General features: G+C 73.2%; 22 protein-coding genes. 12 read left to right on the top strand and 10 right to left on the bottom strand.

Features of this window, described 5'->3' with window-relative positions:
- Window positions 1–192: 192 nt before the first annotated feature.
- Window positions 193–450: a hypothetical protein gene (locus AB0I68_RS02070; RefSeq protein ID WP_363175222.1), complete on the bottom strand. Its 258-nt coding sequence runs from the start codon at window positions 448–450 to the stop codon at window positions 193–195.
- 107 nt (window positions 451–557) lie between these two features.
- Between AB0I68_RS02070 and AB0I68_RS02075 the strand changes: the two genes are divergently transcribed.
- Together AB0I68_RS02075 and AB0I68_RS02080 are read left to right on the top strand one after the other, a co-directional pair.
- Window positions 558–929 carry an ArsC/Spx/MgsR family protein gene (locus tag AB0I68_RS02075; protein WP_363175223.1) on the top strand — a complete coding sequence of 124 codons (372 nt, stop codon included), beginning with the start codon at window positions 558–560 and terminating at the stop codon, window positions 927–929.
- A gap of 97 nt (window positions 930–1,026) precedes the next feature.
- The gene (locus AB0I68_RS02080; protein WP_363175224.1) at window positions 1,027–2,553 is read left to right on the top strand and encodes a PLP-dependent aminotransferase family protein; all 1,527 of its coding nucleotides are present in this window, start codon (window positions 1,027–1,029) and stop codon (window positions 2,551–2,553) included.
- 146 nt (window positions 2,554–2,699) lie between these two features.
- On the opposite strand, the gene AB0I68_RS02085 is transcribed toward AB0I68_RS02080, so the two are convergent.
- On the bottom strand, window positions 2,700–3,608 hold the full coding sequence (locus AB0I68_RS02085; RefSeq protein WP_363175225.1) for a Gfo/Idh/MocA family oxidoreductase: 909 nt from the start codon (window positions 3,606–3,608) through the stop codon (window positions 2,700–2,702).
- 257 nt (window positions 3,609–3,865) lie between these two features.
- Between AB0I68_RS02085 and glnII the strand changes: the two genes are divergently transcribed.
- Together glnII and AB0I68_RS02095 are read left to right on the top strand one after the other, a co-directional pair.
- Entirely contained in the window at window positions 3,866–4,885 is a 1,020-nt protein-coding gene (glnII, locus tag AB0I68_RS02090) for a glutamine synthetase (RefSeq protein ID WP_363175226.1), read from the top strand.
- Between the two features lie 519 nt (window positions 4,886–5,404).
- Window positions 5,405–6,001 carry a winged helix-turn-helix domain-containing protein gene (locus tag AB0I68_RS02095; RefSeq protein ID WP_363175227.1) on the top strand — a complete coding sequence of 199 codons (597 nt, stop codon included), beginning with the start codon at window positions 5,405–5,407 and terminating at the stop codon, window positions 5,999–6,001.
- Window positions 6,002–6,099: 98 nt separating this feature from the next.
- Here the strand turns inward: AB0I68_RS02095 and AB0I68_RS02100 are convergent, their stop codons facing one another.
- Entirely contained in the window at window positions 6,100–7,599 is a 1,500-nt protein-coding gene (locus tag AB0I68_RS02100) for a PepSY domain-containing protein (protein ID WP_363175228.1), read from the bottom strand.
- A 79-nt stretch (window positions 7,600–7,678) separates the two neighbouring features.
- Entirely contained in the window at window positions 7,679–8,344 is a 666-nt protein-coding gene (locus tag AB0I68_RS02105; RefSeq protein WP_363175229.1) for a hypothetical protein, read from the bottom strand.
- 179 nt (window positions 8,345–8,523) lie between these two features.
- Here AB0I68_RS02105 and AB0I68_RS02110 point away from each other — a divergent pair, with 179 nt between their 5' ends.
- The 6 genes from AB0I68_RS02110 to AB0I68_RS02135 all read left to right on the top strand — a co-directional run bounded on the left by AB0I68_RS02110 (window position 8,524) and on the right by AB0I68_RS02135 (window position 15,821).
- Window positions 8,524–9,126 (top strand): rhomboid-like protein, encoded by a 603-nt coding sequence (locus AB0I68_RS02110; RefSeq protein WP_363175230.1) that lies wholly within the window; start codon window positions 8,524–8,526, stop codon window positions 9,124–9,126.
- Window positions 9,127–9,276: 150 nt separating this feature from the next.
- A complete protein-coding gene (locus AB0I68_RS02115) occupies window positions 9,277–10,074 on the top strand; it encodes a tyrosine-protein phosphatase (protein WP_363175231.1) in 798 nt (265 codons plus the stop codon).
- 87 nt (window positions 10,075–10,161) lie between these two features.
- On the top strand, window positions 10,162–12,114 hold the full coding sequence (locus AB0I68_RS02120) for a hypothetical protein (protein ID WP_363175374.1): 1,953 nt from the start codon (window positions 10,162–10,164) through the stop codon (window positions 12,112–12,114).
- A gap of 151 nt (window positions 12,115–12,265) precedes the next feature.
- A complete protein-coding gene (locus AB0I68_RS02125; protein WP_363175232.1) occupies window positions 12,266–13,702 on the top strand; it encodes a hypothetical protein in 1,437 nt (478 codons plus the stop codon).
- Between the two features lie 179 nt (window positions 13,703–13,881).
- A complete protein-coding gene (locus AB0I68_RS02130; protein ID WP_363175234.1) occupies window positions 13,882–14,778 on the top strand; it encodes a metal-dependent hydrolase in 897 nt (298 codons plus the stop codon).
- Window positions 14,775–15,821, top strand: coding sequence for a PDR/VanB family oxidoreductase (locus tag AB0I68_RS02135; protein WP_363175235.1), 1,047 nt, complete (start codon window positions 14,775–14,777; stop codon window positions 15,819–15,821). Before AB0I68_RS02130 ends, AB0I68_RS02135 begins: the two co-directional genes overlap by 4 nt.
- A 147-nt stretch (window positions 15,822–15,968) precedes the next feature.
- Here AB0I68_RS02135 and AB0I68_RS02140 read toward each other — a convergent pair whose 3' ends face one another.
- The gene (locus AB0I68_RS02140) at window positions 15,969–16,199 is read right to left on the bottom strand and encodes a hypothetical protein (protein ID WP_363175236.1); all 231 of its coding nucleotides are present in this window, start codon (window positions 16,197–16,199) and stop codon (window positions 15,969–15,971) included.
- Window positions 16,196–16,393, bottom strand: a complete 198-nt coding sequence (locus AB0I68_RS02145; protein WP_363175237.1) for a hypothetical protein — start codon at window positions 16,391–16,393, stop codon at window positions 16,196–16,198. Before AB0I68_RS02145 ends, AB0I68_RS02140 begins: the two co-directional genes overlap by 4 nt.
- A gap of 155 nt (window positions 16,394–16,548) precedes the next feature.
- Here AB0I68_RS02145 and AB0I68_RS02150 point away from each other — a divergent pair, with 155 nt between their 5' ends.
- On the top strand, window positions 16,549–17,271 hold the full coding sequence (locus AB0I68_RS02150; protein WP_359179008.1) for a GntR family transcriptional regulator: 723 nt from the start codon (window positions 16,549–16,551) through the stop codon (window positions 17,269–17,271).
- A 705-nt stretch (window positions 17,272–17,976) separates the two neighbouring features.
- On the opposite strand, the gene AB0I68_RS02155 is transcribed toward AB0I68_RS02150, so the two are convergent.
- The 4 genes from AB0I68_RS02155 to AB0I68_RS02170 all read right to left on the bottom strand — a co-directional run bounded on the left by AB0I68_RS02155 (window position 17,977) and on the right by AB0I68_RS02170 (window position 20,320).
- Window positions 17,977–18,300, bottom strand: a complete 324-nt coding sequence (locus tag AB0I68_RS02155; protein WP_363175238.1) for a hypothetical protein — start codon at window positions 18,298–18,300, stop codon at window positions 17,977–17,979.
- Window positions 18,293–18,589, bottom strand: coding sequence for a hypothetical protein (locus AB0I68_RS02160; protein WP_363175239.1), 297 nt, complete (start codon window positions 18,587–18,589; stop codon window positions 18,293–18,295). The genes AB0I68_RS02155 and AB0I68_RS02160 overlap by 8 nt, the downstream gene beginning before the upstream one ends.
- A gap of 183 nt (window positions 18,590–18,772) precedes the next feature.
- On the bottom strand, window positions 18,773–19,156 hold the full coding sequence (locus tag AB0I68_RS02165) for a winged helix-turn-helix domain-containing protein (protein WP_363175240.1): 384 nt from the start codon (window positions 19,154–19,156) through the stop codon (window positions 18,773–18,775).
- Window positions 19,157–19,348: 192 nt separating this feature from the next.
- Window positions 19,349–20,320, bottom strand: a complete 972-nt coding sequence (locus AB0I68_RS02170; RefSeq protein WP_363175241.1) for a hypothetical protein — start codon at window positions 20,318–20,320, stop codon at window positions 19,349–19,351.
- 244 nt (window positions 20,321–20,564) lie between these two features.
- Here AB0I68_RS02170 and AB0I68_RS02175 point away from each other — a divergent pair, with 244 nt between their 5' ends.
- On the top strand, window positions 20,565–21,287 hold the full coding sequence (locus tag AB0I68_RS02175; RefSeq protein ID WP_363175242.1) for a TetR/AcrR family transcriptional regulator: 723 nt from the start codon (window positions 20,565–20,567) through the stop codon (window positions 21,285–21,287).
- Window positions 21,288–21,290 lie beyond the last annotated feature (3 nt).

Here is a 21,290-nt window from a genome sequence, read left to right on the forward strand (position 1 = left end):
ACCAGTGCCGGCCTCAGGACGGCGGCGACAATCGGCAGAACCGGCAGCACGGCGAAGTAAAGCCCGCCACCCGCGGCAACGCCGCAATGGGTCCGTACGCGCCCGCTCACCGCAATGCCTCCCTCACGACCCCCCGCGTCGGGCAGAGCGTTCGCGAACACTCTGCCCGACGCGTCCGACCCGGCCGGCTGCTCAGGCTCCGTTGCTGATGATGAAGGCGCGGACCAGCCTGCACGTGACGTTCGACGGGCGGTGGACGCCCGTGCGGACGGCCATCGTGCGGATCTTCCGGTTGGTGGCGCGGCGGGCGTCGTACGTCCCCGAGTCGAGCAGGGATATCGCCAGCCGCATCGCCTTCAGACGGCGGTTGTGGCTCTCGTACCACTCGCGGGGCAGGCCCGCCGGCAGCGGCTTCTTCTTGACGGGCTCAATGGTCGTGGCAGTGGCCATCTACAGCCTCCCAAACGGTAGTTGGCGTCCTGTCGTTCTCCCTCGATTTTACCGGGGACCACTGACAAAAGCCCCTGGCCAGACAGGCTCTGGCTAGGCTGGGGGACATGGAGATCTGGATCAATCCCGCCTGTTCGAAGTGCCGCAGCGCGCTGACCCTGCTGGACGCCGAGGGCGCCGAGTACACGGTGCGCCGCTACCTGGAGGACGTGCCCTCCGAGGACGAGATCCGCGAGGTCCTGGACCGGCTCGGCCTGGAGCCGTGGGACATCACGCGCACCTCGGACCCGCTCGCGAAGGAGACCGGCGTACGGGACCTGCCGCGCGAGGAGACGGACGCGGCCCGGGGCCGCTGGATCGCCCACCTGGCGGCGCACCCGAAGCTCATCCAGCGCCCGATCATCACGGCGGAGGACGGCACGGCGGTGGTCGCCCGCTCGGAGGAGGCGGTCCGCGAGGCCCTGTCCCGGCGGGGCTGAGCCGGTCCACCGCCTCCCCGGGGCGGCCGCCGGAACCGGGGCCGACCTGCGCGGACGGCCCCTTCGGCGGCTCGGCGCGGCCGCCTAGGCTCCCGGCATGACGTCCGACGACACCGCGCCCGGCACGAGCACCACCGCCACCGCGCCCGGCACCGGCGCGGGCACCACCGCTGCCGCCACCGCGCCCGGCACGAGCGCCGGCACCACGGCCACCGCCACCGCGGCCGGCACGGGCGCCGGTATCGGCGCCGACCTGCATCTCGAGCTTCCCGCGCACGGTGCCCGGCGTACCGCCCTCGCCCAGGCCCTGCGCGAAGCCGTGCGCAGCGGGCGGCTCTCCGGCGGGACCCGGCTGCCGGCCTACCGGGCGCTGGCCGCCGACCTCGGGCTGGCCCGCAACGCCGTCGCCGACGCGTACGCCGAGCTGGTGGCCGAGGGCTGGTTCACCGCCCGGCAGGGCTCCGGCACCCGGGTCGCCGAGGGGGCGGCCACCGCCGCCGCCCCGGCCGGCCCGGCCCCGGCCGCCGCCGAGGGGCCCCGCCACGACCTGCTCCAGGGCAAGCCCGACCCCGCGTCCTTCCCGCGGGGCGCCTGGTCCGCGAGCGCCCGGCGGGCCCTGGCCGAGGCCCCCACCGAGGCCTTCGGGCCCGGCGATCCCCGGGGCCGCCCGGAGTTGCGGCGGGCACTGGCCGCGTACCTGTCCCGGGCCCGGGGCGTGCGTACCGGGCCGGAGAACATCGTGGTCTGCTCCGGCTTCGCGAACGGCCTGCGGCACCTCGCGTCGCTGCGGCCCCGCGACTGGGCCGTGGAGGAGTACGGGCTCCCCTTCCACCGCGGCATCCTCGAAGCCGCCGGGGTCCGCCCGCACCCCGTCCCGGTCGACGAGGACGGCGCCCGCCCGGACGGGATCCCGGCCCGGGCGCGCACGCTGCTGCTGACCCCGGCTCACCAGTTCCCGACGGGTGCCCGGCTGCTGCCGGCCCGGCGGGCCGCCGTCGTGGAATGGGCCCGTACGGCGGGCGGGCTGATCGTGGAGGACGACTACGACGGGGAGTTCCGCTACGACCGCAAAGCGGTCGGCGCCGTGCAGGGCCTGGCCCCCGAGCACGTCGTCTACGCGGGGTCGCTGAGCAAGTCCCTCTCCCCCGCGATCCGCCTGGGCTGGCTCGTGCTGCCGGACCACTTGGTGGACCGGGTCCTGGCGGCGAAGGGCCTGCGGGAGTCCTGGGCGAGCGCCCTGGACCAGCTGGCACTGGCCGACTTCATCGCGTGCGGCGCGTACGACCGCCACATCCGCCGCATGCGCCACCGCTACCGCGGCCGTCGCGACCAGCTGGTCTCCGTACTGGCCTCCCACGCCCCGGAGTTGCGGGTGACGGGGATCTCGGCGGGGCTGCACGCGGTCGTGGAGCTCCCGCCGGGGACGGAGGCCGCGGCGCTGGAGGCGGCCCGGGCGGCGGGCCTGGCGCTGGACGGCCTGTCGGAATACCGGCATCCGGCTGCGGCCGGGGCGGGCCGGGAGGGACTGGTGGTGGGGTACGCGGCGTCGCCGGAAGCGGCGTTCGGCCGGGCGGTGGAGGCACTGGCGGGGACCGTCGGGCGCGCGGGCACGGAGGGGCGGTAGTCCCCGCCGGCTTGCGGGCACGGCGGAGCGGTAGTCCCCGCCGGCCTCGCGGACGCCACCATCGGACTGGCCGTCATCGTGGCCAACGCCGTCATCACGTAGCCCCGGTTCGGCCCGGCCGCCCGGCCCCGGCCCGGCCCGCCCCCTCAGGCAGGCAGTTGCGCCTCCGCCTCGGCCAGGATCTCCGTCAGCCGGGCCGCGAACTCCGCGTCGCGCGGGTCCGCCACCCCGGTCCGGACCGCGGTGAGCAGCGCGTCCAGGGCGCGCCCGTACGCGCCGGGTACGTCGGTCCAGTCGGGCAGCGAGAACACCCCTTCGGCCCCGCGCAGTTCCAGCCCCACCCCGGCCGCCGCGGCCGGCGCGCCCAGGCTGAGCACGGCGGTGCTGGCGGCGCCGGAGGCGTGGCGCAGGGAGAGCTGGACCACGTCGGAGGGCCCGCGGGCGGCGGTGACGGCCGTGACGTCGCCCAGGACCGGGATCAGGACGGACAGCGCGTGCGGCCCGACGTCCCAGAGCCCGCCCTTGGCCTTGCGCCAGGGCGAGTCGGCGTACGCGCTGGGCGTGCCGTCGGGCGGGAAGACGGCGCCGAGCCAGTGGGCGCTCGCCGTGAACCACCCGGAACGGCCGGCCTGCTCGGCGACCCAGCCGGCGGCGGGCTCGGCGAAGCGCAGGGTGAGGAAGACGACGGAGGCGACGCCGTGCCGGGCGACGGCGTCGGCCACGGCGCGGGCGTCCTCGACGGTGGTGGAGACGGGTTTGTCGAGCAGCAACTGGCAGCCCGCCGCGGCGGCGCGCACGGCGAGCGGGGCCTGTACGTCCGGCGGCAGGGCGAACGCCACGACGTCGCAGTCGGCGAACAGCGCGTCGGGGTCTTCGTACACCTTCACGCCGTACGCGTCGGCCAGCCCGGCGGCGGCTTCGGGGCGGCGGCCCCACACGCCGGCGAAATCGGAGCCGGCGTGCGCGGCGAGGGCGGGGGCATGGGTGCGGCGGGCCCAGGGGCCGGTGCCCAGCAGGCCGACCCGGGGGCGGGCCGGCGGGCGGGGGGAATCCATGGGGTCACCGGCCGAGGTCAAATCGTACGAAATGCTCACCTGCTCAGTCTGCCCCACTCGGACGGGTGTGCTGCCAGCAACCCGCACAACCCACCCGACCTGCGGCGTAAACCTCGGTAACACGGGGTTCACACATGGGCAACGGACGAGAAATCGCGAGCGGGCACGCTGCGGTCAACACAGCAACGCAATCGCAGCACCACGAACGCAGCACCCGCAGAGTCTGCGCCGCAGCGACGCACCGAAGGATGGGGCCCGTGAGCTACAAGGCTGAGTACATCTGGATCGACGGCACCGAGCCGACGGCGAAGCTGCGCTCCAAGACGAAGATCATGGCCGACGGCGACGCGCTGCCGATCTGGGGCTTCGACGGATCGAGCACCAACCAGGCCGAGGGACACGCCTCCGACCGTGTACTCCAGCCGGTGTTCTCCTGCCCGGACCCGATCCGCGGCGGCGACAACGTCCTCGTGCTCTGCGAGGTCATGAACATCGACATGACCCCGCACGAGTCGAACACCCGCGCGCTGCTGCGTCCGATCGCCGAGCAGTTCGCGGGCCAGGAGCCGATCTTCGGCATCGAGCAGGAGTACACCTTCTTCGACGGCATCCGGCCGCTCGGCTTCCCCGTGGGCGGCTTCCCGGCCGCGCAGGGCGGCTACTACTGCGGTGTCGGCTCGGACGAGATCTTCGGCCGCGAGATCGTCGAGAAGCACCTGGACCACTGCCTCGCGGCGGGCCTGAGCATCTCCGGCATCAACGCCGAGGTCATGCCCGGCCAGTGGGAGTTCCAGGTCGGCCCCGTCGGTCCGCTGGAGGTCTCCGACCAGCTGTGGATCGCGCGCTGGCTGCTCTACCGCACCGCCGAGGACTTCAACGTCTCCGCGACGCTGAACCCGAAGCCGGTGAAGGGCGACTGGAACGGCGCCGGCGCGCACACCAACTTCTCCACGAAGGCGATGCGCGAGGACTACCGCGCCATCATCACCGCGTGCGAGTCGCTGGGCGAGGGCTCGAAGCCGCTGGACCACGTCAAGAACTACGGCGCCGGCATCGACGAGCGCCTGACGGGCCTGCACGAGACCGCCCCGTGGAACGAGTTCAGCTACGGCGTCTCCGACCGCGGCGCCTCGGTCCGCATCCCGTGGCAGGTGGAGAAGGACGGCAAGGGCTACATCGAGGACCGCCGCCCGAACGCGAACGTGGACCCGTACGTGGTGACCCGCCTGATCACGGACACCTGCTGCACGAGCCTGCAGAAGGAGGGCCTGGTCTAGGACCCGGCCTCTCCCGCACCACGACGCGACGCCCGCCGAGCCCTGTGGCCCGGCGGGCGTCGCGCGTTGCGCATTGTGCGTTGCGCGTTTGTCCGTTTGTGCGTCCACGCATCCGACCAGCATGCGATACGGGCCATCGGTCCGGACGCCCGGACCCGGGTCGCCGGGTGACGGTTTGTCCGGTGTTGTCCACGGCGACTCGGGGAATGCTCGCGGAATTTGAGATTCCGCTCCACTACCTGAGACGCGACCTGCCCCGCACCTCCTGCATCTGCTTCAATGGGCCCATGGCCAGCCACTCGCACACCTCGAACGGTCGCAGCGACCTCGAGCCGTTCTGGCCCTCCCGTCAGGACCACGATTTCGACCGGGTGTGTTGCCGCGCGAAGAACGCGCCGGCCCTCTAAAGCCTTCCGGGATCTCCCACCAGACCCTTCCCCGAGGCCTTCGGTCTGCGCGGAACGCGACGACGTACGTACGTCTCCTGCCGACCACTCCGCGTGAAAGAGCTGACCACTCATGTCTCACACCCGTTCCCTGACCTCTGCCGCCTCCGCCGCCTCCGCTGCGACCGCGCCCCTCGCCTACCCGCCCAGTCCGCGCCACCGGCTGCGCGCCGTGGACCGGAACGAGGTCGCCCGCGTGGTCGACCTCCTGCCGCCCGGCGCCACCTGGCTGCCCGCGCCCCAGCACACCCTGCCGACGCTGCCGGGCCAGCCGCCGATGGTCGGCTACCTGGTCCTCGTACCGGCGGACCAGCAGCCGCCGATCGCCTTCGCCCCGCAGTCCGTTCCCGCCCCGGCCGCACCCCGGCCCGCCCCGGTCACCACCGAGGACGCGCTCGTCCGCATCGACGCGGCGCAGCGCTCCGCCGAGATCGAAGGCCGGGTACTCGACCTGACGTACCTGGAGTTCGAGCTGCTCGCCCACCTGGTGGCGCACCCGCACCGCGTGCACACCCGGGACCAGCTGGTGACCACGGTCTGGGGCTACGGTCACGTCGGTGACGGCCGGACCGTGGACGTCCACGTCGCCCGCCTGCGCCGCAAGCTGGGCGCGGCGCACCGCGGCGCGATCCAGACGGTGCGCCGGGTGGGCTACAAGTACGCCCCCTGAGCGCCCGTTCGGCACGGCGCGGCGCCGCGCACGACGGTGGGCCCGTACTCCGCGAGGGAGTACGGGCCCACCGGGCCTTCGGGACGGACCGAGACGTCCTAAGCGGCGGTGGCCGCCTTGGCGCGGCGCGTCGCGAGCACCCCCAGCAGCACGTCGACCGCCAGGAAGGCGACCAGGCTGATGCCGAGCAGCGGTACGAACCACCCGACCACGGCGACCCCGGCGGCGAGCGGGAGCAGCACGGTCAGCGGCACCTTGCGCCAGGCTCCGCGCGGCTGGGCGCGGCCGGCCGAGAGGGTGCGGTCCTTGGTGGGGCGGCGCAGCCACCACATCCGGTAGCCCCAGAAGACCAGGAACATCAGCGCGACGGCGAGCGCGGCGAGCGCGATCTGGTTGGCGGGGCCGAAGGTCTTCCCCATGTGCAGGTCGATGCCGAAGCGCGTCAGCTGCGCGAGGACGGGGTAGTCGGCGAAGCGCAGTTCGTCCATGATCCGGCCGTCGGCGGGGTCCACGGCGACGGAGTCGAGGTGGACCGGCAGCTGCTTGTCCTGCTCCTTGATCACGTAGCCCTTGCCCCGGGCGGGCAGGGTGACGCGGAGCTCCTCGGTGACCCCGGCGGCGCGGGCGGCGGCCACGGCCTTGTCGATGCCGATGTCCGCGGTGGGCGGCGGCGGGGGCATCTCCATGCCCTCGGTCATGACGTGACCGGCGTGCTCGTCGGAGCCGGAGCCCGAACCGGGCGCGAGGGCGGCGGACAGGGAGGGGGTGGCGCCGCCGAGGCTGTCCTGGAGCTGCCCGATGTTCTCGCCCGCGTACTTCGACCAGGTCAGGCCGGTGGCGGAGAGGGCGACGAGTCCGGTGACGGCCCAGAGGCCGACGGCCCCGTGCCAGGAGAGGGTCTTGCGGCGGCCGGTGGCGGCGCGGTCGGGCAGGACGAGCAGAGCCTTGCGGGACCGGCGGCGGCCGATCCACAGGGCGAGTCCGCCGAGTGCGACGACCCACAGCCAGCTCGCGGCGAGCTCGCTGTAGTTCCGGCCGAACTCGCCCAGCTGGAGGCTGGAGTGGAACTCGCTGAGCCAGGCCCGCAGCGGCAGCGCGTCACCTGCGGTGGTCAGCTGTCCGTTGACGTGGGCCGTATACGGATCCACGAACACGGTCCGGGTCTGACCCTCCTCCAGCCCCGGGACCTCCATGATCACGCGGGTGGTCGCCTCGGCGTCGGGCGCGGGCCACACGCCCACGACCTTGCCCTCGGGCGCGGCGCCCCGGGCGGCCGCGACCTGGGCGCTGAGCGGCAGCGCGCTCTCGCCGACCTTGGTGACGGTCAGTTCATCGGAGTAGACGATCTTCTCGGCCTGCCAGGAGCCGGCGTACAGCAGGCCGGTGGCGGCGGCGAGGAACAGCAGCGGGGCTATCAGGATTCCGGCATAGAAGTGCATGCGCAGGAGCAGCGGCCGCAGGGCCGCCCAGGTGCCGGGATTCGAGGAAGCTCCGGCTCTGGCGGATGCGTCGGGTGTGGCGGATGCGTCGGGTGCGGCAGCTGCGTCGGGTGCGTCGGCGTCCGGGGTGCGGACGTCCTGAACCTCTTCAAGGGACATGTGGGTCCTAGGCGTTGGCGAAGACAGGGGTGAACCGGCCCCGGGTCTCGCCGCCTCGCCGATGGAGGAGGTGCGCCGGTCAGGCGCAGGCAGGACGGCCGGGGGCCGTGGCGTGGGTGTCTCGCCACCCGGGCGGGCCGCGGCGCACCAGGGCGTGGGCGGGCACGGCCCCGCGCAGCCTGCGCGGGGGTTCGTGCGAGGGGCGCGGTGCGGGCGGCGGCGGTACGGGGGCCACACGGGCCCGGACCAGTGCGATCGCGCGGGCGAGCGGCCGGGCCGCCAGCAGTCCGGCGGCGCCGAGGACCGCGGCCAGCCGGAACACGGCCGCCTCGCCCCACGCCAGCCAGGCCGCGCAGAACAGCCCGGCGAGCACGTGCGCGGCGATCATGCCGAGGCCGGCGTGCCCGGCCATGTCGGCCATGCCGGCCATCCCGCTCGTGTCCGCCATCCCGGCCATGCCGTCCATGGAGCCCGCACCGGCGGCTCCGGCCGTCGCCTCCGGCAGCGCCGTGGCCGCCAGGTGGTGGTGCCCGGGCATCGGCGCGGGCAGGTGGACGGGCACGGGCACGGCCTGTGCGGTCCGGCCGGGGTGGCCGGCGGACCCCGCCTGGCTGTCGGCGAAGATCAGGTGCAGTACGCCCTGGACGGCGAGCAGCGCCGCGCTGATCCCCACGGGCCCGCGGCGCCGCCCGGCTCCGAGCCACGCGAGCCCGCCGGTCACCCCGAAAGCACCCAGAAGGCCCATCAGGGGAATATCCGCGTCAGACATGTAGGAATGCCCCACAGCACCCAATGCGGTGCACACCGCCGCGAACATCGCGGCCCGTGCGACGCGCAACGGCGCGGGGATTTCAGACATGGCAGGAACATGCTCGCACGGGACCCGGTTCCGCCAGTCCGAGGGCTGTATCCGATCATGATCGGATGAATTCACTGCCATGGCCCCCGCCGACGCTCGGTGCGGTGTATGCGGGCGGGGTCCAGCTCGGCGCGTACGCGCTGGAGAGGCTGGGGACGGCCGAGCGGGACCGGGTGCTGCGGGGCTGCTCGACGCATGTCGACAACCTGGCCGCCGGCCGCTGGGAGACCCTGCTGAGCAGCGCCTTCGTCGTCGAGGAGCCCATGCCGCTGCCGTACGCGCTGCTGCTCGTCGCGGTCCTCGGGTACGCGGAATACGCGTACGGGGCCTGGTGGACGGCCGCGGTGTTCCTGTTCGGGCATGCCGCGGCGACGCTCCTCGTGTACGGCGTCCTGCGCCGGACGGCCGATCCGCTGACCCGGCGGGCCGTGGACGTGGGGACCAGCTACGGATTCAACGCCGTGCTCGGCGCACTGACCTCCGCCCTGCCGCGCGGCCGGGTCCGTACGGCCGCCCGGGTGGGGCTGCTGGCGCTCGCCGCGCGGCCGGTGCTGAAGCGGGAGCGGACCTTCACGGACGCCGGGCATCTGGCGGCCCTGGGGATCGGGGTCGGGCTCTCGCTCGCCCTCGATTACCTATCCGGGCCGAAACATCCGAAAATCGGGTGACTGCACACCACCCGGACCATTCACACGATCCGCCCCACCCGGACCACCCGGACCACCCGCCCCACCCGGACACCCGGACACCCGGACCCTCGGCATTGCCTGCACCACCCGCACCGCCCACGCCCTATGCACACCGCTGGAGCCGCCACGATGACGACCACCACCCCCTCCACCACCGTCGCCAACCTCCGCGACCTCGGCGGCACCCCCCTCTCCGGCGGCCGCACCGTCCGCCCCGGCCTGGCCCTGCGCTCCGGCCAGCTCGATCGGCTCGACGTCGACGCCGACCCGGTCGTGGCCGCACTGGGCCTGCGTACGGTCATCGACTTCCGCACCGACGCCGAGCGCGCCGACCACCCGGACCGGATACCGCAGGGCGCCCGCCTGCTCGTCCGCGACGTCCTCGCCGACAAGCTGAGCTCCGGGAAGATCCCGGCCGCCACGCAGCTCAAGGACCTGCTGTCCGACCCGGCAATGGCGGAGGAGCACCTGGGCGGCGGCAAGGTCCAGGCCCTTTTCGCCGAGACCTACCGGTCCTTCGTGACGACCGCTTCCGCGCAGGCCTCGTACCGGACCCTGCTCACCGAGCTCGCGGACCCGCAGGCGGGCCCGCTGCTGTTCCACTGCACGGCCGGCAAGGACCGTACGGGCTGGGGCGCGACCGTCGTCCTGTCGCTGCTCGGCGCGGACGACGAGACCCTGATGGCCGAGTACCTCTCCGTGAATCCCGCGGTCAAGCAGGCCTTCGCGCCGCTGATCGAGGGCTTCACCGTCGCCGGCGGCAACCCGGACATCGCGCTGGGCCTGATCGGCGTGTTCCCCGAGTACCTGGAGGCCGCGCTCGACGAGGTGAACACGCGGTACGGCTCGATGGAGAAGTACGTGCGCGAGGGCCTCGGCGTCCCCGACGAGACGGTCGAGGCGCTGCGAGCCCGCCTGGCGGCCTGATCCGGACCTGCCCAGACCCGCCCGCGGCCGGCATTCGACCCGAACGTGTGACCTGCGGGCGGGTGACCATCCGGTGATTCGCTCGTTCTGTTGAACGTGACTGCGCCGGATACCGCCACCCGCCCCCCGACTCCCGTGCCGCCCGACGTCGAGCTGGCCGAGGCCGCCATCGTCGAGCACTACCCGCGGCTGGTGCGGCTCGCCTATCTGGTGCTGCCACCCGCCCTCGGCCGCAACCGGCGGGTGCTCACCGCCCATTCGCTGGCCCAGCGGGCACTGCCGCGCGGGCGGCGCGGGGCCGCCGCCGAGGCCGCGGTACAGACCGCGGTACAGGGCGGGGTTCCGGGCCAGCGCGGGACCGCGGGCGCCGAGTCCGGGTACGCGTACGTCCGGCTGAGGGTGCTGCGCGCCGCCCTGGAGGCCGGGCTTCCACTGACCTTCCGGGCGCTGCCCCGGCGGGCTCAGCTGCCTCCGCTGCTCCCCCAGGTGTGGGGGCTGCGGCTGTTCCCGCGCTCCGGCGGGGCCGAGGAGCTGGCCCTGGACCAGTGGCTGGCCACCCTCGACGGGCCCGGCCGGGCGGCCTGCGTACTGCGCGCTCTGGAGCGGCTGCCGGAGCCCGAGGTGCTCCGGGTGCTCACCGAGGCCGGGGTCGCGAACCCCGCCGCCGCGGTCGCGGAATCGGGGGATCCGGCCAACGACGCCCTGTTCGCCTCCCCCGAGTTCGATCCGTGCGTGCTCCAGGCGCGGCCCACCGACCTGCTGCGCCGGCGCCGGTTCGCGCGGGCCGGGCTGGCCGCCGCGGCCGCCCTCGCCGTGTGCGGGGCGCTGCTCGCGCTGCCCGGCGGCGGCTGGGGCGCGGACGGGGCCGCCGCCCCGCCGTACGCGCGCAACGCGGCGGCGGAACAGGCCCTGGATCCGGGGAAGCTGGTCCGGGTCGCGCCCACCCTCTGGCGTACGTCCTCCCGTACGGGCTTCTCCACCTGGCCCGCCCGCGGCGACCGCGCCGACGACGCCGAACTGCTGCGCCGCGCGCTGGCCGTCTGGGCCCGGCCGGGCCGGTCCGTGGTCGCCTCGGCCACCCCCGGCACGCCGCCCGGACCGCCGATGGGCCCGCCGCAGCTGCTGTTCGCGGGCACCGTCGACCAGGCGGTCGTGGTCCTGCTCTACGACGGACTGCGCGTGGTCCGGTATGCCGAACCCCGCACCGGGACCTCGGTCGCCGCCCTCGACTTCGCCCGGACCGACGGCGCCTCGGCGGACACCGCGACCGCGCTGGTGCTGAGCCGCGTCGACGGCAACGTCCGCTACCTGACCGCGCCGTGGGTCACCGGGGTGGGGCTGCGGGACCTGCTCAAGCCCGGTGACGCCCCGACGGCGCTGAAGCTGAGCCGGGACGGGATCACACCGCCGGTGGCGAGCCCCGCCCCGTCGGGCAACTGCACCGGCTGGAACGCCCTGACCCTGACCGGCGACGGCTCCACCCGGCTGGTCACCGACCTCGGCGAGCTGACCCCGGCCCGGCTGACCTCGGGCGCGCCCGGCGCGGAGCGCGACGCGGCGGAGGGTGCGGAGCTCGGCGACTGGTCTCGGATCGCGTGCCTGCTGCCGTCGGTCCGCTCGCACGGGGTCAGCGGCGTGAACGCCTGGACGTACGCGAAGCAGCCGCTGCCCGAGGGCGACGGCACGGCGAGCTGGCTGTGCACCCGGGCGCAGACCTGGTCGGGTACGGAGGACCGGGTGCAGGCGCAGTTCCTGACCCCGGGCGCCCCGCTGGCGGCGCAGGCGGCGAAGGCGGAGGGCTCGCCGGCGTGCGGGCCGCGGGAGCCGCGGGTGCTGGCGGGCGTGCTGTGGAAGTCGAAGGCGGGCCAGTGGTACGTGCTGGCGGCGGGCAGTGCGCAGTTCGCGTCGCTGTCGGTGTCGGGCGGCGGGGTGAGCGGGTCGGCGAACGGCAACCGGCTGGCGGTGAAGGCGCCGGAGGGCGCGCAGGTGGAGCTGGCGGGCAGGCTCACGGACGGCACGAAGGCGGGGGTGCTCAAGTAGCCCCGACAGGTGGGTGAATCTTCAACCGTCAAGAACGGCCGGGGAGTTGGCGGGATCCGGACATGACTGCCGCAGTGCGCACATGGCATGATCTGATTCCGGTTACCACGCGGTAACCCCCCACACCCCTCACGTACCGAAGGTCACCCACGTGCGCACGCTCGCCCGACGCCTCCTGCTCCCCGGCCTGACCACCCTGGCGCTCACCGCCACCGGCTGTTCCTCGACAGCACACACCGGCGCCGCCGACGCGGCCGCCCCCGTCACCCTCGCGCCCACGTCCGACGGCACGTCGCAGCAGCTCGACGTGGCCGCGGCACCCCAGGGGACGCCCACACCGGCGGCCGTGGCCCGCGCCGACGGAAAGGGCAAGACCGAAAAGTCCTCGCTGAAGGTCGCCTCCTACGACCAGGCGAGCGGACGGGCCGTCATAGCCAAGGCCCCGCAGGGGCCCGCCCATTCGCCTTCGCCGGGCAAGTCCGCCGGGGCCGGCAAGTCCCCCGAGGCGGGCAAGTCCCCCGAGGCCGACAAGCCCGTCGCGGTGGGCGACGTCATCGCCAGTGCGCCGGCGCCCGGTGCCCCCAACGGCCTGCTCGCCAAGGTCACCGAGGTCGTCGGGAAGACCGACCGCGGCACCGAGGTCAAGACCGCCTCCACGACGCTGGCCTCCGTCCTCAACGACGACAAGGCCGACGGCAAGGTCCCCGTCGACCCGTCGTCGGTCACCGTCGAGCCCCTGCTGAAGGGCGTCACCTTCTCCTGGGCCAAGACCGGGGGCGTGAAGTTCGGCCCCCAGAGCGCCAAGCTGCCGCTGGGCAACCTGCGGCTCGACGTGAACGCCGCCGTCGACACCGCCCCGGACGCCCCCGCCTCGGCCGGCGCCTCGGTCTCCGGCTTCGTCCAGCTCGCCCCCCAGGTGGAGTTCTCGTACGACGGCAGCACGGGCGGCGGCTCCGGCCCGCGCGGCGCCTTCCTCGGCATGAGCGGCGACTGGTCCTCGCAGTGGAAGCTCCAGGGCCGCGCCGCCGCGAGCACCGGGGCGCCCAAGCGGATCCCGTTCGCCAAGCTGCACAGCGCCCCGGTCATCCAGGTCGGCCCGGTCCCGGTCGTCGTCAACCTCGACCTGACCTGCTACGTCCAGGTGGAGGCCGACGGCCGCGTGACCCTCGACGTCCAGCAGGACGTCAAGGGCGACTTCAAGGTCGGCGGCAGCTACGCGCTGGGCAAGGGCTGGACGCCGGTCAGCCAGTCCAACGTCAAGAGCACGCCGGTCACGGCGACCGTCACCGCCGCCGGCAAGGTCAAGGGCGCGCTCGGCGCCGAGGCCTCCGTCGGCCTGTACGGGGCCGTCGGCGTCAGCGCGGACTTCGCCCCGTACCTGCGCGGCGAGGCCGACGTCAAGGCGAGCGCGTCCAGCGACGGCAAGACCTCCCTCAGCGGCGCCTGGGCGGTGTACGGCGGCTTCGACCTGAGCGGAAACCTCCACCTGCAGCTCTCCCTGTTCGGCACGCCGCTCTTCGAGCGCAAGATCCCGCTGGGCACGCTCAACCGCGAGTGGGCCCTCGCGAGCGGGCACGCCGAGCGCTAAGGGGGTGTCCGGCGGATCAGGGCCGGACACCCCCTAGCCGCACGAGCCGGGCGGCAGAGCCCGGCGACAGACCGGAGTCCCCCGGGCGCGCACGCGCCCGGGGGACTCTTGCGTGAAGTGCGTGAAGTGGTGGCCGCAGAGGGGTTTTCCCCTCCCCTACCCCTCAGTACATTGACGCCATGTCTAATACGCCGCTCGCGCCCGCCCCCGTGGCGTCGGAACACATCGAGCTCAAGGCGCGGAACGTGTCCTTCGGCTGGGAGGGCACCCCGCTCCACTGGCTGCCCGGCGACCCGTTCGCCACGCACACCATCAACGTGCTGCACCTGCTGCTGCCCGCGGGCGAGCGCTGGTTCGTGCACGTCTACAAGCAGGTGCTCCCGTACATCAAGGACGAGCGGCTGCGCGCGGACGTCGTCGGGTTCATCGGCCAGGAGGCCATGCACGCCGCCGCGCACGACGACGTACTCCCCCACCTGAAGCGCCTGGGCCTGGACCCGACCCCCTACACGGCGCAGGTGGACTGGCTCTTCGAGAAGCTGCTGGGCGACCGGACGCTGCCCCCGGGCAAGGCCAGGCACTGGTGGCTCATGGAGCGGGTCGCGGTGATCGCGGCGATCGAGCACTACACGGCGTTCCTCGGGAACTGGGTCCTCAACGCGGACGAGTTGGACCGTCGGGGCGCGGACCCCGTGATGCTGGACCTGCTGCGCTGGCACGGCGCGGAGGAGGTGGAGCACCGCTCGGTGGCCTTCGACCTCTTCATGCACGTGGACGGCAGCTACCGCCGGCGGGCCCGGACCTGGGCCACCGCGTTCACGGCGCTCGTCTTCCTGTGGCAGCGGGGCGCCCGCTTCTTCATGGAGAACGACCCGGAGCCGACCGGCGCCAAGGCCTCGTTCGGCCAGTTCTTCCGGGCGGGCCGGCAGGGCACGCTCCCCTCGACGGGCGCGATGCTCAAGTCGATCCCGACGTACCTCTCCCGTACGTACCACCCGTCCCAGGAGGGCTCGACGGCCCAGGCCGTGGCCTACCTGGCCTCCTCCCCCGGCGCGAACGGCGGTGCCACGGCATGAGCCGCGCCCTGAAGGCGGCGGCGCTGGCGGGCGCGGCCCTGCTGGCCCGCCGCGCCCTGCGGGGGCGCATCGCCCGCTCCCCCCTGTGGCCCCTCCCGGCACTGGAGACCCCGGTCTCCGGGTACTCCCCGCGCCGTTGGCTGCCCGCCCTGATCGTGTCCCGTACGGAGCCGGCGGACGGGGTCATGGCCCTGACCCTCGAATCCCCGGAGCTCCCGCCGTGGACCCCGGGCGCACACGTGGACGTACGGCTCCCCTCGGGCCTGATCCGCCAGTACAGCCTCTGCGGCGACCCGGCCGACGCGGGCCGCCACACGATCGCGGTCCGCCTGATCGAGGACGGCCGCGGCGGCTCCCGCGAGGCGCACGCCCAGCTGGTGGAGGGCGCGGAACTGGAACTGCGCCCGCCGCGCAACCGCTTCGAGCTGGTCCCGTCCCCGTCCTACGCCTTCATCGCGGGCGGCATCGGCATCACCCCGATCCTCCCGATGCTGCGCGCGGCCACGGCGGCGGGCGCGGACTGGACCCTCCTGTACGGCGGTCGCAGCCGCGCCACGATGCCGTTCCTGAGCGAACTCTCGGCCTACGGCCCCCGGGTCACGATCGTCCCGGAGGACGAGGCGGGCCTCCCCGACCTGTCCCCGCTCGCCGGGACCGCCCCCGGCACGCTGGTCTACTGCTGCGGCCCGGACCCCCTGATGACGGCGGTCCGGGCGGCAGCCCCGGACCCTTCGGCCGTCCACCTGGAACGCTTCACTCCACCCTCGGCGACCGGAACCTGCCGCCCCTTCACGGTGGAACTCCACCGCTCGGGCCGCACGATCGAGGTCGCGGCGGACGAATCCGCCCTGACCGCGGTCCGCCGCGAGCTCCCCGCCACCCCGTACTCCTGCGAACAGGGCTTCTGCGGCACCTGCCAACACCGCGTCCTCGCAGGCGAGGTGGACCACCGCGACGAACTCCTCACGGACCGGGAACACGAGGACTCGATGCTCCTGTGCGTCTCCCGCGCCAAGGACAACCACCTGGTCCTCGACCTCTGACGCCAAGCACACCCCTACACCCAGGCCGGCCCCGAGGCGGCACAGCCGAGCCGTGCAGTTGACTTCCCTACTCAAAAATCCGGGCAGCCATCACCACGTCGGGCGCACCAGCTGACCGAGTATGAGGTTGGGTGGCCGCCCGCAGGCTCAATCGGCACAGGTGACCTTCGCGTGGTCAGTGACGACGCGCCGGAAGAGGTCATGGCTGGTGCGGCCGGTGTGTCGCAGCGCCCAATCCTGCGCTGCCTCTCGCTCGTCGTGCGGGCCGGATTCGGCGTAGCACCCTGCGGTGACGCAGAACGCTTCGTAGGTGATGCCGCCGTCGGGGACATGCCGGATGGTGTGGGGTACGTGCCGGTACACGGCGCGGGCGGTCACTGGTGACCCTCGGGGTGGCGTCGCATGTAGACGTTGCAGTCGGTCACGGTCGTCATGTCGCCGACCATGCGTGCGCGGTCGCGTACGTTGGCCAGTTCGGTGCAGCCTGCACAGCCTTCGACCGGGGCCGGGTCCGGATCCAGTCGCAGCGGCAGTTCAACAGGTGCAGTCGAGTACCTGGTCGGCTCACTCATGGTGCGTCGCCACCCTTCGAACGTCACATGGCTGACCTGTTGACAGGTCGGTGCTCTAGTTCAGTATTCGAGTGGCCGAAGCACTCCCGCTACGGTTCGTAGTGCACTAGTGTGCCCTCACTGACAGCGCGTCAATTCATTGGAGGGGCAGCCTTATGCCCAGTCCCAAGACGTTCACGAAGATCGCTGATCACTTCCGGGAGCGCATCCTGTCGGGCGAGCTCGCGCCGGGTGCCAAGCTGCCGACCAACCGGGAGATCGCCGGGCAGTGGCAGGCCGCAGCCGCCACCGTGTCTCGTGCCCTGCAAGCCCTCCAGGTCGAGAACTTCATCCGCACCACCCCCAGGGGTACGTTCGTCGCCGATGACCCGAGGTGGACTCTGTCGGCGCGCGACCGGCTGGCCAGGGTCCAGCGGGTGAAGTCGTTCCTGGCGGAGGGAGAGACAAGCCGTGTGACGGCCGCTGAGCTGATCGCCCCGCCGCTGTACGTGGCGGAGATCTTCGATCTGGAGACCGGGGACCAGGTGGTCCGGCGCGAGTGGCTGGCCGGTCGGGGCAAGACGCGGACCGTGTTCGCGGTGACCTGGTACCCAGCGCCGTTCGCCGCATTGGTCCCCGATCTGCTGAACACCGCTCCGGGCCGCAATCACGGGCTGTCCGCGCGGGTACTCGAAGCCACCGGCCGCACGATCACTCACGCCCGTGACGACATGCACGCCCGCCCCGCCGACGCCCGCGAGGCGAGTGCGCTGGGGCTAGCCGTCGGCTCACCGATCCTGGCCGGTGCTCACCGATGGTCGGACTCGGAAGGGATCATCGAGTACGGGGAATGGTGCCTGCCGCCCCGGTTCACCATCGGCTACGAGTACCAGCCCTGACCACCCTAAACGACCCCGAGGCCGCAGTCGGGACCGCTGGCCGGATGCTCTCCCTGGGGCAGAGCGGCAGCGAACGTACCACGGAGCCCGCACGGATCGTGCTGGACCGGCTGCGGGCGTTCCGCGACGTTCCCGAGGTCGCCGAGCTGCCGGCGTCCTGATCGTCCCGATCGCGCGGGGGGCGAGTTCGGACTGCTGCCTGCGGGCGTCCCGGCACTCGGCGGGCTTGCGCACGGTCTGGTCGCTCGGCACAGGAACGGTCGGCGGGTCGGCGGGAGCCTGCGCTGCGGAGTCGGGGCTGCGTCGGACACCGCCCTCGGCGGGCCCGGCGGTGGAAACGGAGGGTCGGACCTCTGGCCGACCCTGTGCCCGCGATCCGACCGTAGGACGGTCGCAGGCGACAACTTGCTCCGCAAGGGCGCAAGGAGTCCTTAACCCACAACTTGCTCCGACCCTGGGCGGTGCTCGGGTAAGCAGCGCTTACCCCACAACTTGCTCCCATCGGGCACGAGTCGAACCCGCCCACGACGCGGCTGACCGCTGACCGCCGACATCCGCGAGGACCTCGGGTGCTGGTCCGGTCTGGGTCGGTCGGCGACGTCGGGCCACCTCCAACGGGCGGAGCCCGCCTTGAACCTCGAAGAAAATCTGGACGCACGCCTGCGGCCGGCGTCGCGGGGGAGCGTGCTCGGGTGGGGTGGCTGGTCAGTAGAGCTGGACGCGGGTGATGACGCAGTGGGGTTCGGGGGCGTCGGCGACGATGACGTACTCGGCGACGCCGAGGGAGCCGCCGGGCCCGAGCGGCATCCGTCGCTGCTGGGGCCAACGCTCGGAGGCCGTGCTGCCGGGGACCAGGCCGCAGGTGGTGTTGATCCGTACGGTGGCGGAGACGATGGCGCTGAAGACCTCGCCGGTCACGGCCGGATCCTGCAACAGGGCCTCGACCTCAGGAGACAGGTAGCAGGGCCACCCATCGTCGTCCTCGGCCCCGTCCTCGCCATCGTCGTACGGCGTCCCGGAGTCACTCAACGGGCAGCCCTGCCGCGCGCCGGGCCTCGACCGCGTCGGCCACGCTGCGCAGGGACAGCGTGCCAGCGAGGGCGGCAGCGGTGAGCTGGTCGCCGCGCGCCTGGTCGGTGTCGAGCACCGCCTCGCACCACCAGTGCCGCAGCACCGCCTCCGCCTCCTGCGGCGCCGCCGCCAACAGCTCGCGGTAGAACTCCATCCGCCTCGCCCCGGACAACGCCGCCGCGATCCCCTCGGCATTGCGCGGCACCCGCTCGCCCGCGCCTTCCATGTGGACCGACTGCACCGACATGGCCACCTCCCTGCCTCTACGACTCCCCGGCCAGTCTGCCTCCCCGGCACCCCGGGCGTCGACACGACCACCGCCCCGGCCGGGCCCTGGTCCCGAGCTGACCCTATCCGCGCCCCGTGCACGACGTGTCGAGGGCCGGGAATCTCACCCGACCCAGTGACCGTGGAGCGGAGTATCCCCAGGTCAACCCTGGTGCGTGCCGCCCAGCTCCACAGCCTCGACGCGGGTGCGGAGGTCGGCGATCTGCCCGACAGCCTCGGCCAGTGCCTGTTCCAGCGCCTCCACGCGGGCCACCATGCCGCCGACGGGCGCGTTCCCCACGTCCGGGCTGCCAGGGTCTTCGTCGGTGTCGGCGTCGGGGTGGGCGACGAAGGCTCCCTTGCCGGGCCGGGAGATCGCGTAGCCGTCCTGCTTCAGCAGGGCCATGGCCTTCTGCACAGACAGGCTGGAGGCCCCGTACTCCGCCATCAACACGGCCTGCGTCGGCAGCGCGTCCCCCGGCTTCAGCCCGCCGGAGCGGATCCGCTCCCGCAGGGCCTCGGCGATGACCTCGAACGTCAGCAGCACCGTGCCGCCCGCCGGTCTACGCCCCCGCCGCCCCACCGTCACCGCAGGTCACCCCGCCTTCTCTGCGCCACTACCACCGAAAACCGGCCCGTCCAAACCAGAAAACCAGGGCCACAGTACCCGCATCCCAACCACCCACCGAAACAGATGAGGAGGGATGCACTTGAATGCGCCCTTGAAGCGATGCTACCTTCACGCACCGCCGGTGATCACCATCGCTGACCAGGTCAGACGCCCCCGGCCCACCGCCCACGCGCACGGTTCCCTCACGCGCCGACCACCCGGGTCGCCCCTCAGCCACCTCTCCTCTTCTCCCACCCCCTGCCGGAGGTCTGTCCCCATGCCCGCACAGCTCCAACTCCCCTCCCCCGCAACCACGTCCGCTCCCGCGAACGGGGCGATCGCCGCACCCGCGCACGCCGGGAGGGCCGACACGTCCGCGCACAGGGGCTCGGCGCTGGAACGCCGGGCGCGGCTGACCGCCAGGCTGGCCAAGCTCGCCGCCGCCGGACACCTAGCGCCCCTGGCCCGGCAGATCGGCTCCCTGGGCGGCTGCGCCCGCCCGATCCGGATGTCCGGCGTCTTTACGATCAGGACCTCGCGGAAGCCCTCTGTGGTCGCGGTCATCCGCAGGTCGATGCCGGGCACCTCCGTGTACACCGCGCTGTCACCTTCGAGGACGGGTACGGGCAGCCTGCCCTGCCAACCGAGGGACATGGAGTGCGGACCGCGGGCGATGGTGACGAGGTTCGCCTGGTCGCCGCCGCCCGAGAAGCTCAGCCCGGCGACGGCCGCCTTCGGCCCGATGGTGCCGTCGGGGCGAATTTCCAGGGTTGCGTCGGGTACGACCCAGTCGCCGCCCTTGGCCTTGACGCGTACGGGTACGGGTACGGGTACGGGTACGACCGACTGGTCGAGCCGTAAGGACTTGCCGTCCGGATTTGCGTATGTGGTGGTGAACTCGCCGCGCTCGGCGAGCAGCTCGACCGGCTTGCCGGACTTCGCTGCCGCCTTGAGCGCCTTCTGCGTCTCCGTCGGCGCGGGCGCCGCGGCTGTATCCGCGGCGGCTGTCGGTGCGTATGCGGGCACGACACCGGCCATGAGCACCGCGCCGAACGCGACAGCCATGGCACGGCGGAGCCGCCCGCCTCTGAGTGCAGACATGGTCCCCATCCCCGATAACACGGGGCCTCCCCAGAGCCCCGGACGATGACGCGATCACGCAGACATCGCATCCGCGGATGTAAGGCGGCTATCAACTGGCATACAGGGCAAGCGAGTTGGCGCATTTGCGGATGACGGGAAACCGTCCGGTCCATAAATCACCCAACAGTCCGACATCCCCCGCCATCCAGGGCCGCAGCGCCCGCCCGGGCGTCGGGTGGGGAGGGCCCAGTAGGGTGTCCGCATGACAACCGGGACGCGACGCAGGATGGGTGTCGAGGAGCGGCGGCAGCAGCTGATCGGGGTGGCCCTGGAGCTGTTCAGCCACCGGTCGCCCGACGATGTGTCGATCGACGAGATCGCGGCGGCCGCCGGGATATCCCGGCCGCTCGTCTACCACTATTTTCCGGGCAAGTTGAGCCTGTACGAGGCCGCCCTGCGGCGCGCCGCCGATGAGCTCGCGCAGCGGTTCGTGGAGCCGCAGGAGGGCCCGCTCGGGGCACGGCTGCTGCGCGTCATGGGCCGGTTCTTCGCGTTCGTCGACGATCACGGGCCCGGCTTCTCGGCGCTGATGCGCGGCGGGCCGGCGGTCGGGAGCAACCGGACCAACGCGATGATCGACGAGGTCCGGCACGCCGCGTACCAGCAGATCGTCACGCACATCGGGATCGAGAGGCCGCCCGCGCGGCTGGAGCTCGTGGTGCGGTCGTGGGTGTCGCTGGCGGAATCCACCGCGCTGATCTGGCTGGAGCAGCGGAAGATCCCGCGGGCCGAGCTGGAGCTGCAGCTCGTGCACGACTTCGCCGCGCTGGCCGCCGTAAGCGCCGCGTACGACGCGGAGATGGCCGGCATCCTCGGACGGATCCTGGCCGACGAGCCGGCCGACGGGCCCTTCGGCGAGCTGGTCGGGCGGCTCGGGGCGCTCGTCCCGGCAACGGTGGAGCCCGGGGTGCCCGCCCCCCGATGACCG

Origin of the sequence: Streptomyces sp. NPDC050448, assembly GCF_040655295.1 — a bacterium.
Lineage (GTDB): Bacteria > Actinomycetota > Actinomycetes > Streptomycetales > Streptomycetaceae > Streptomyces.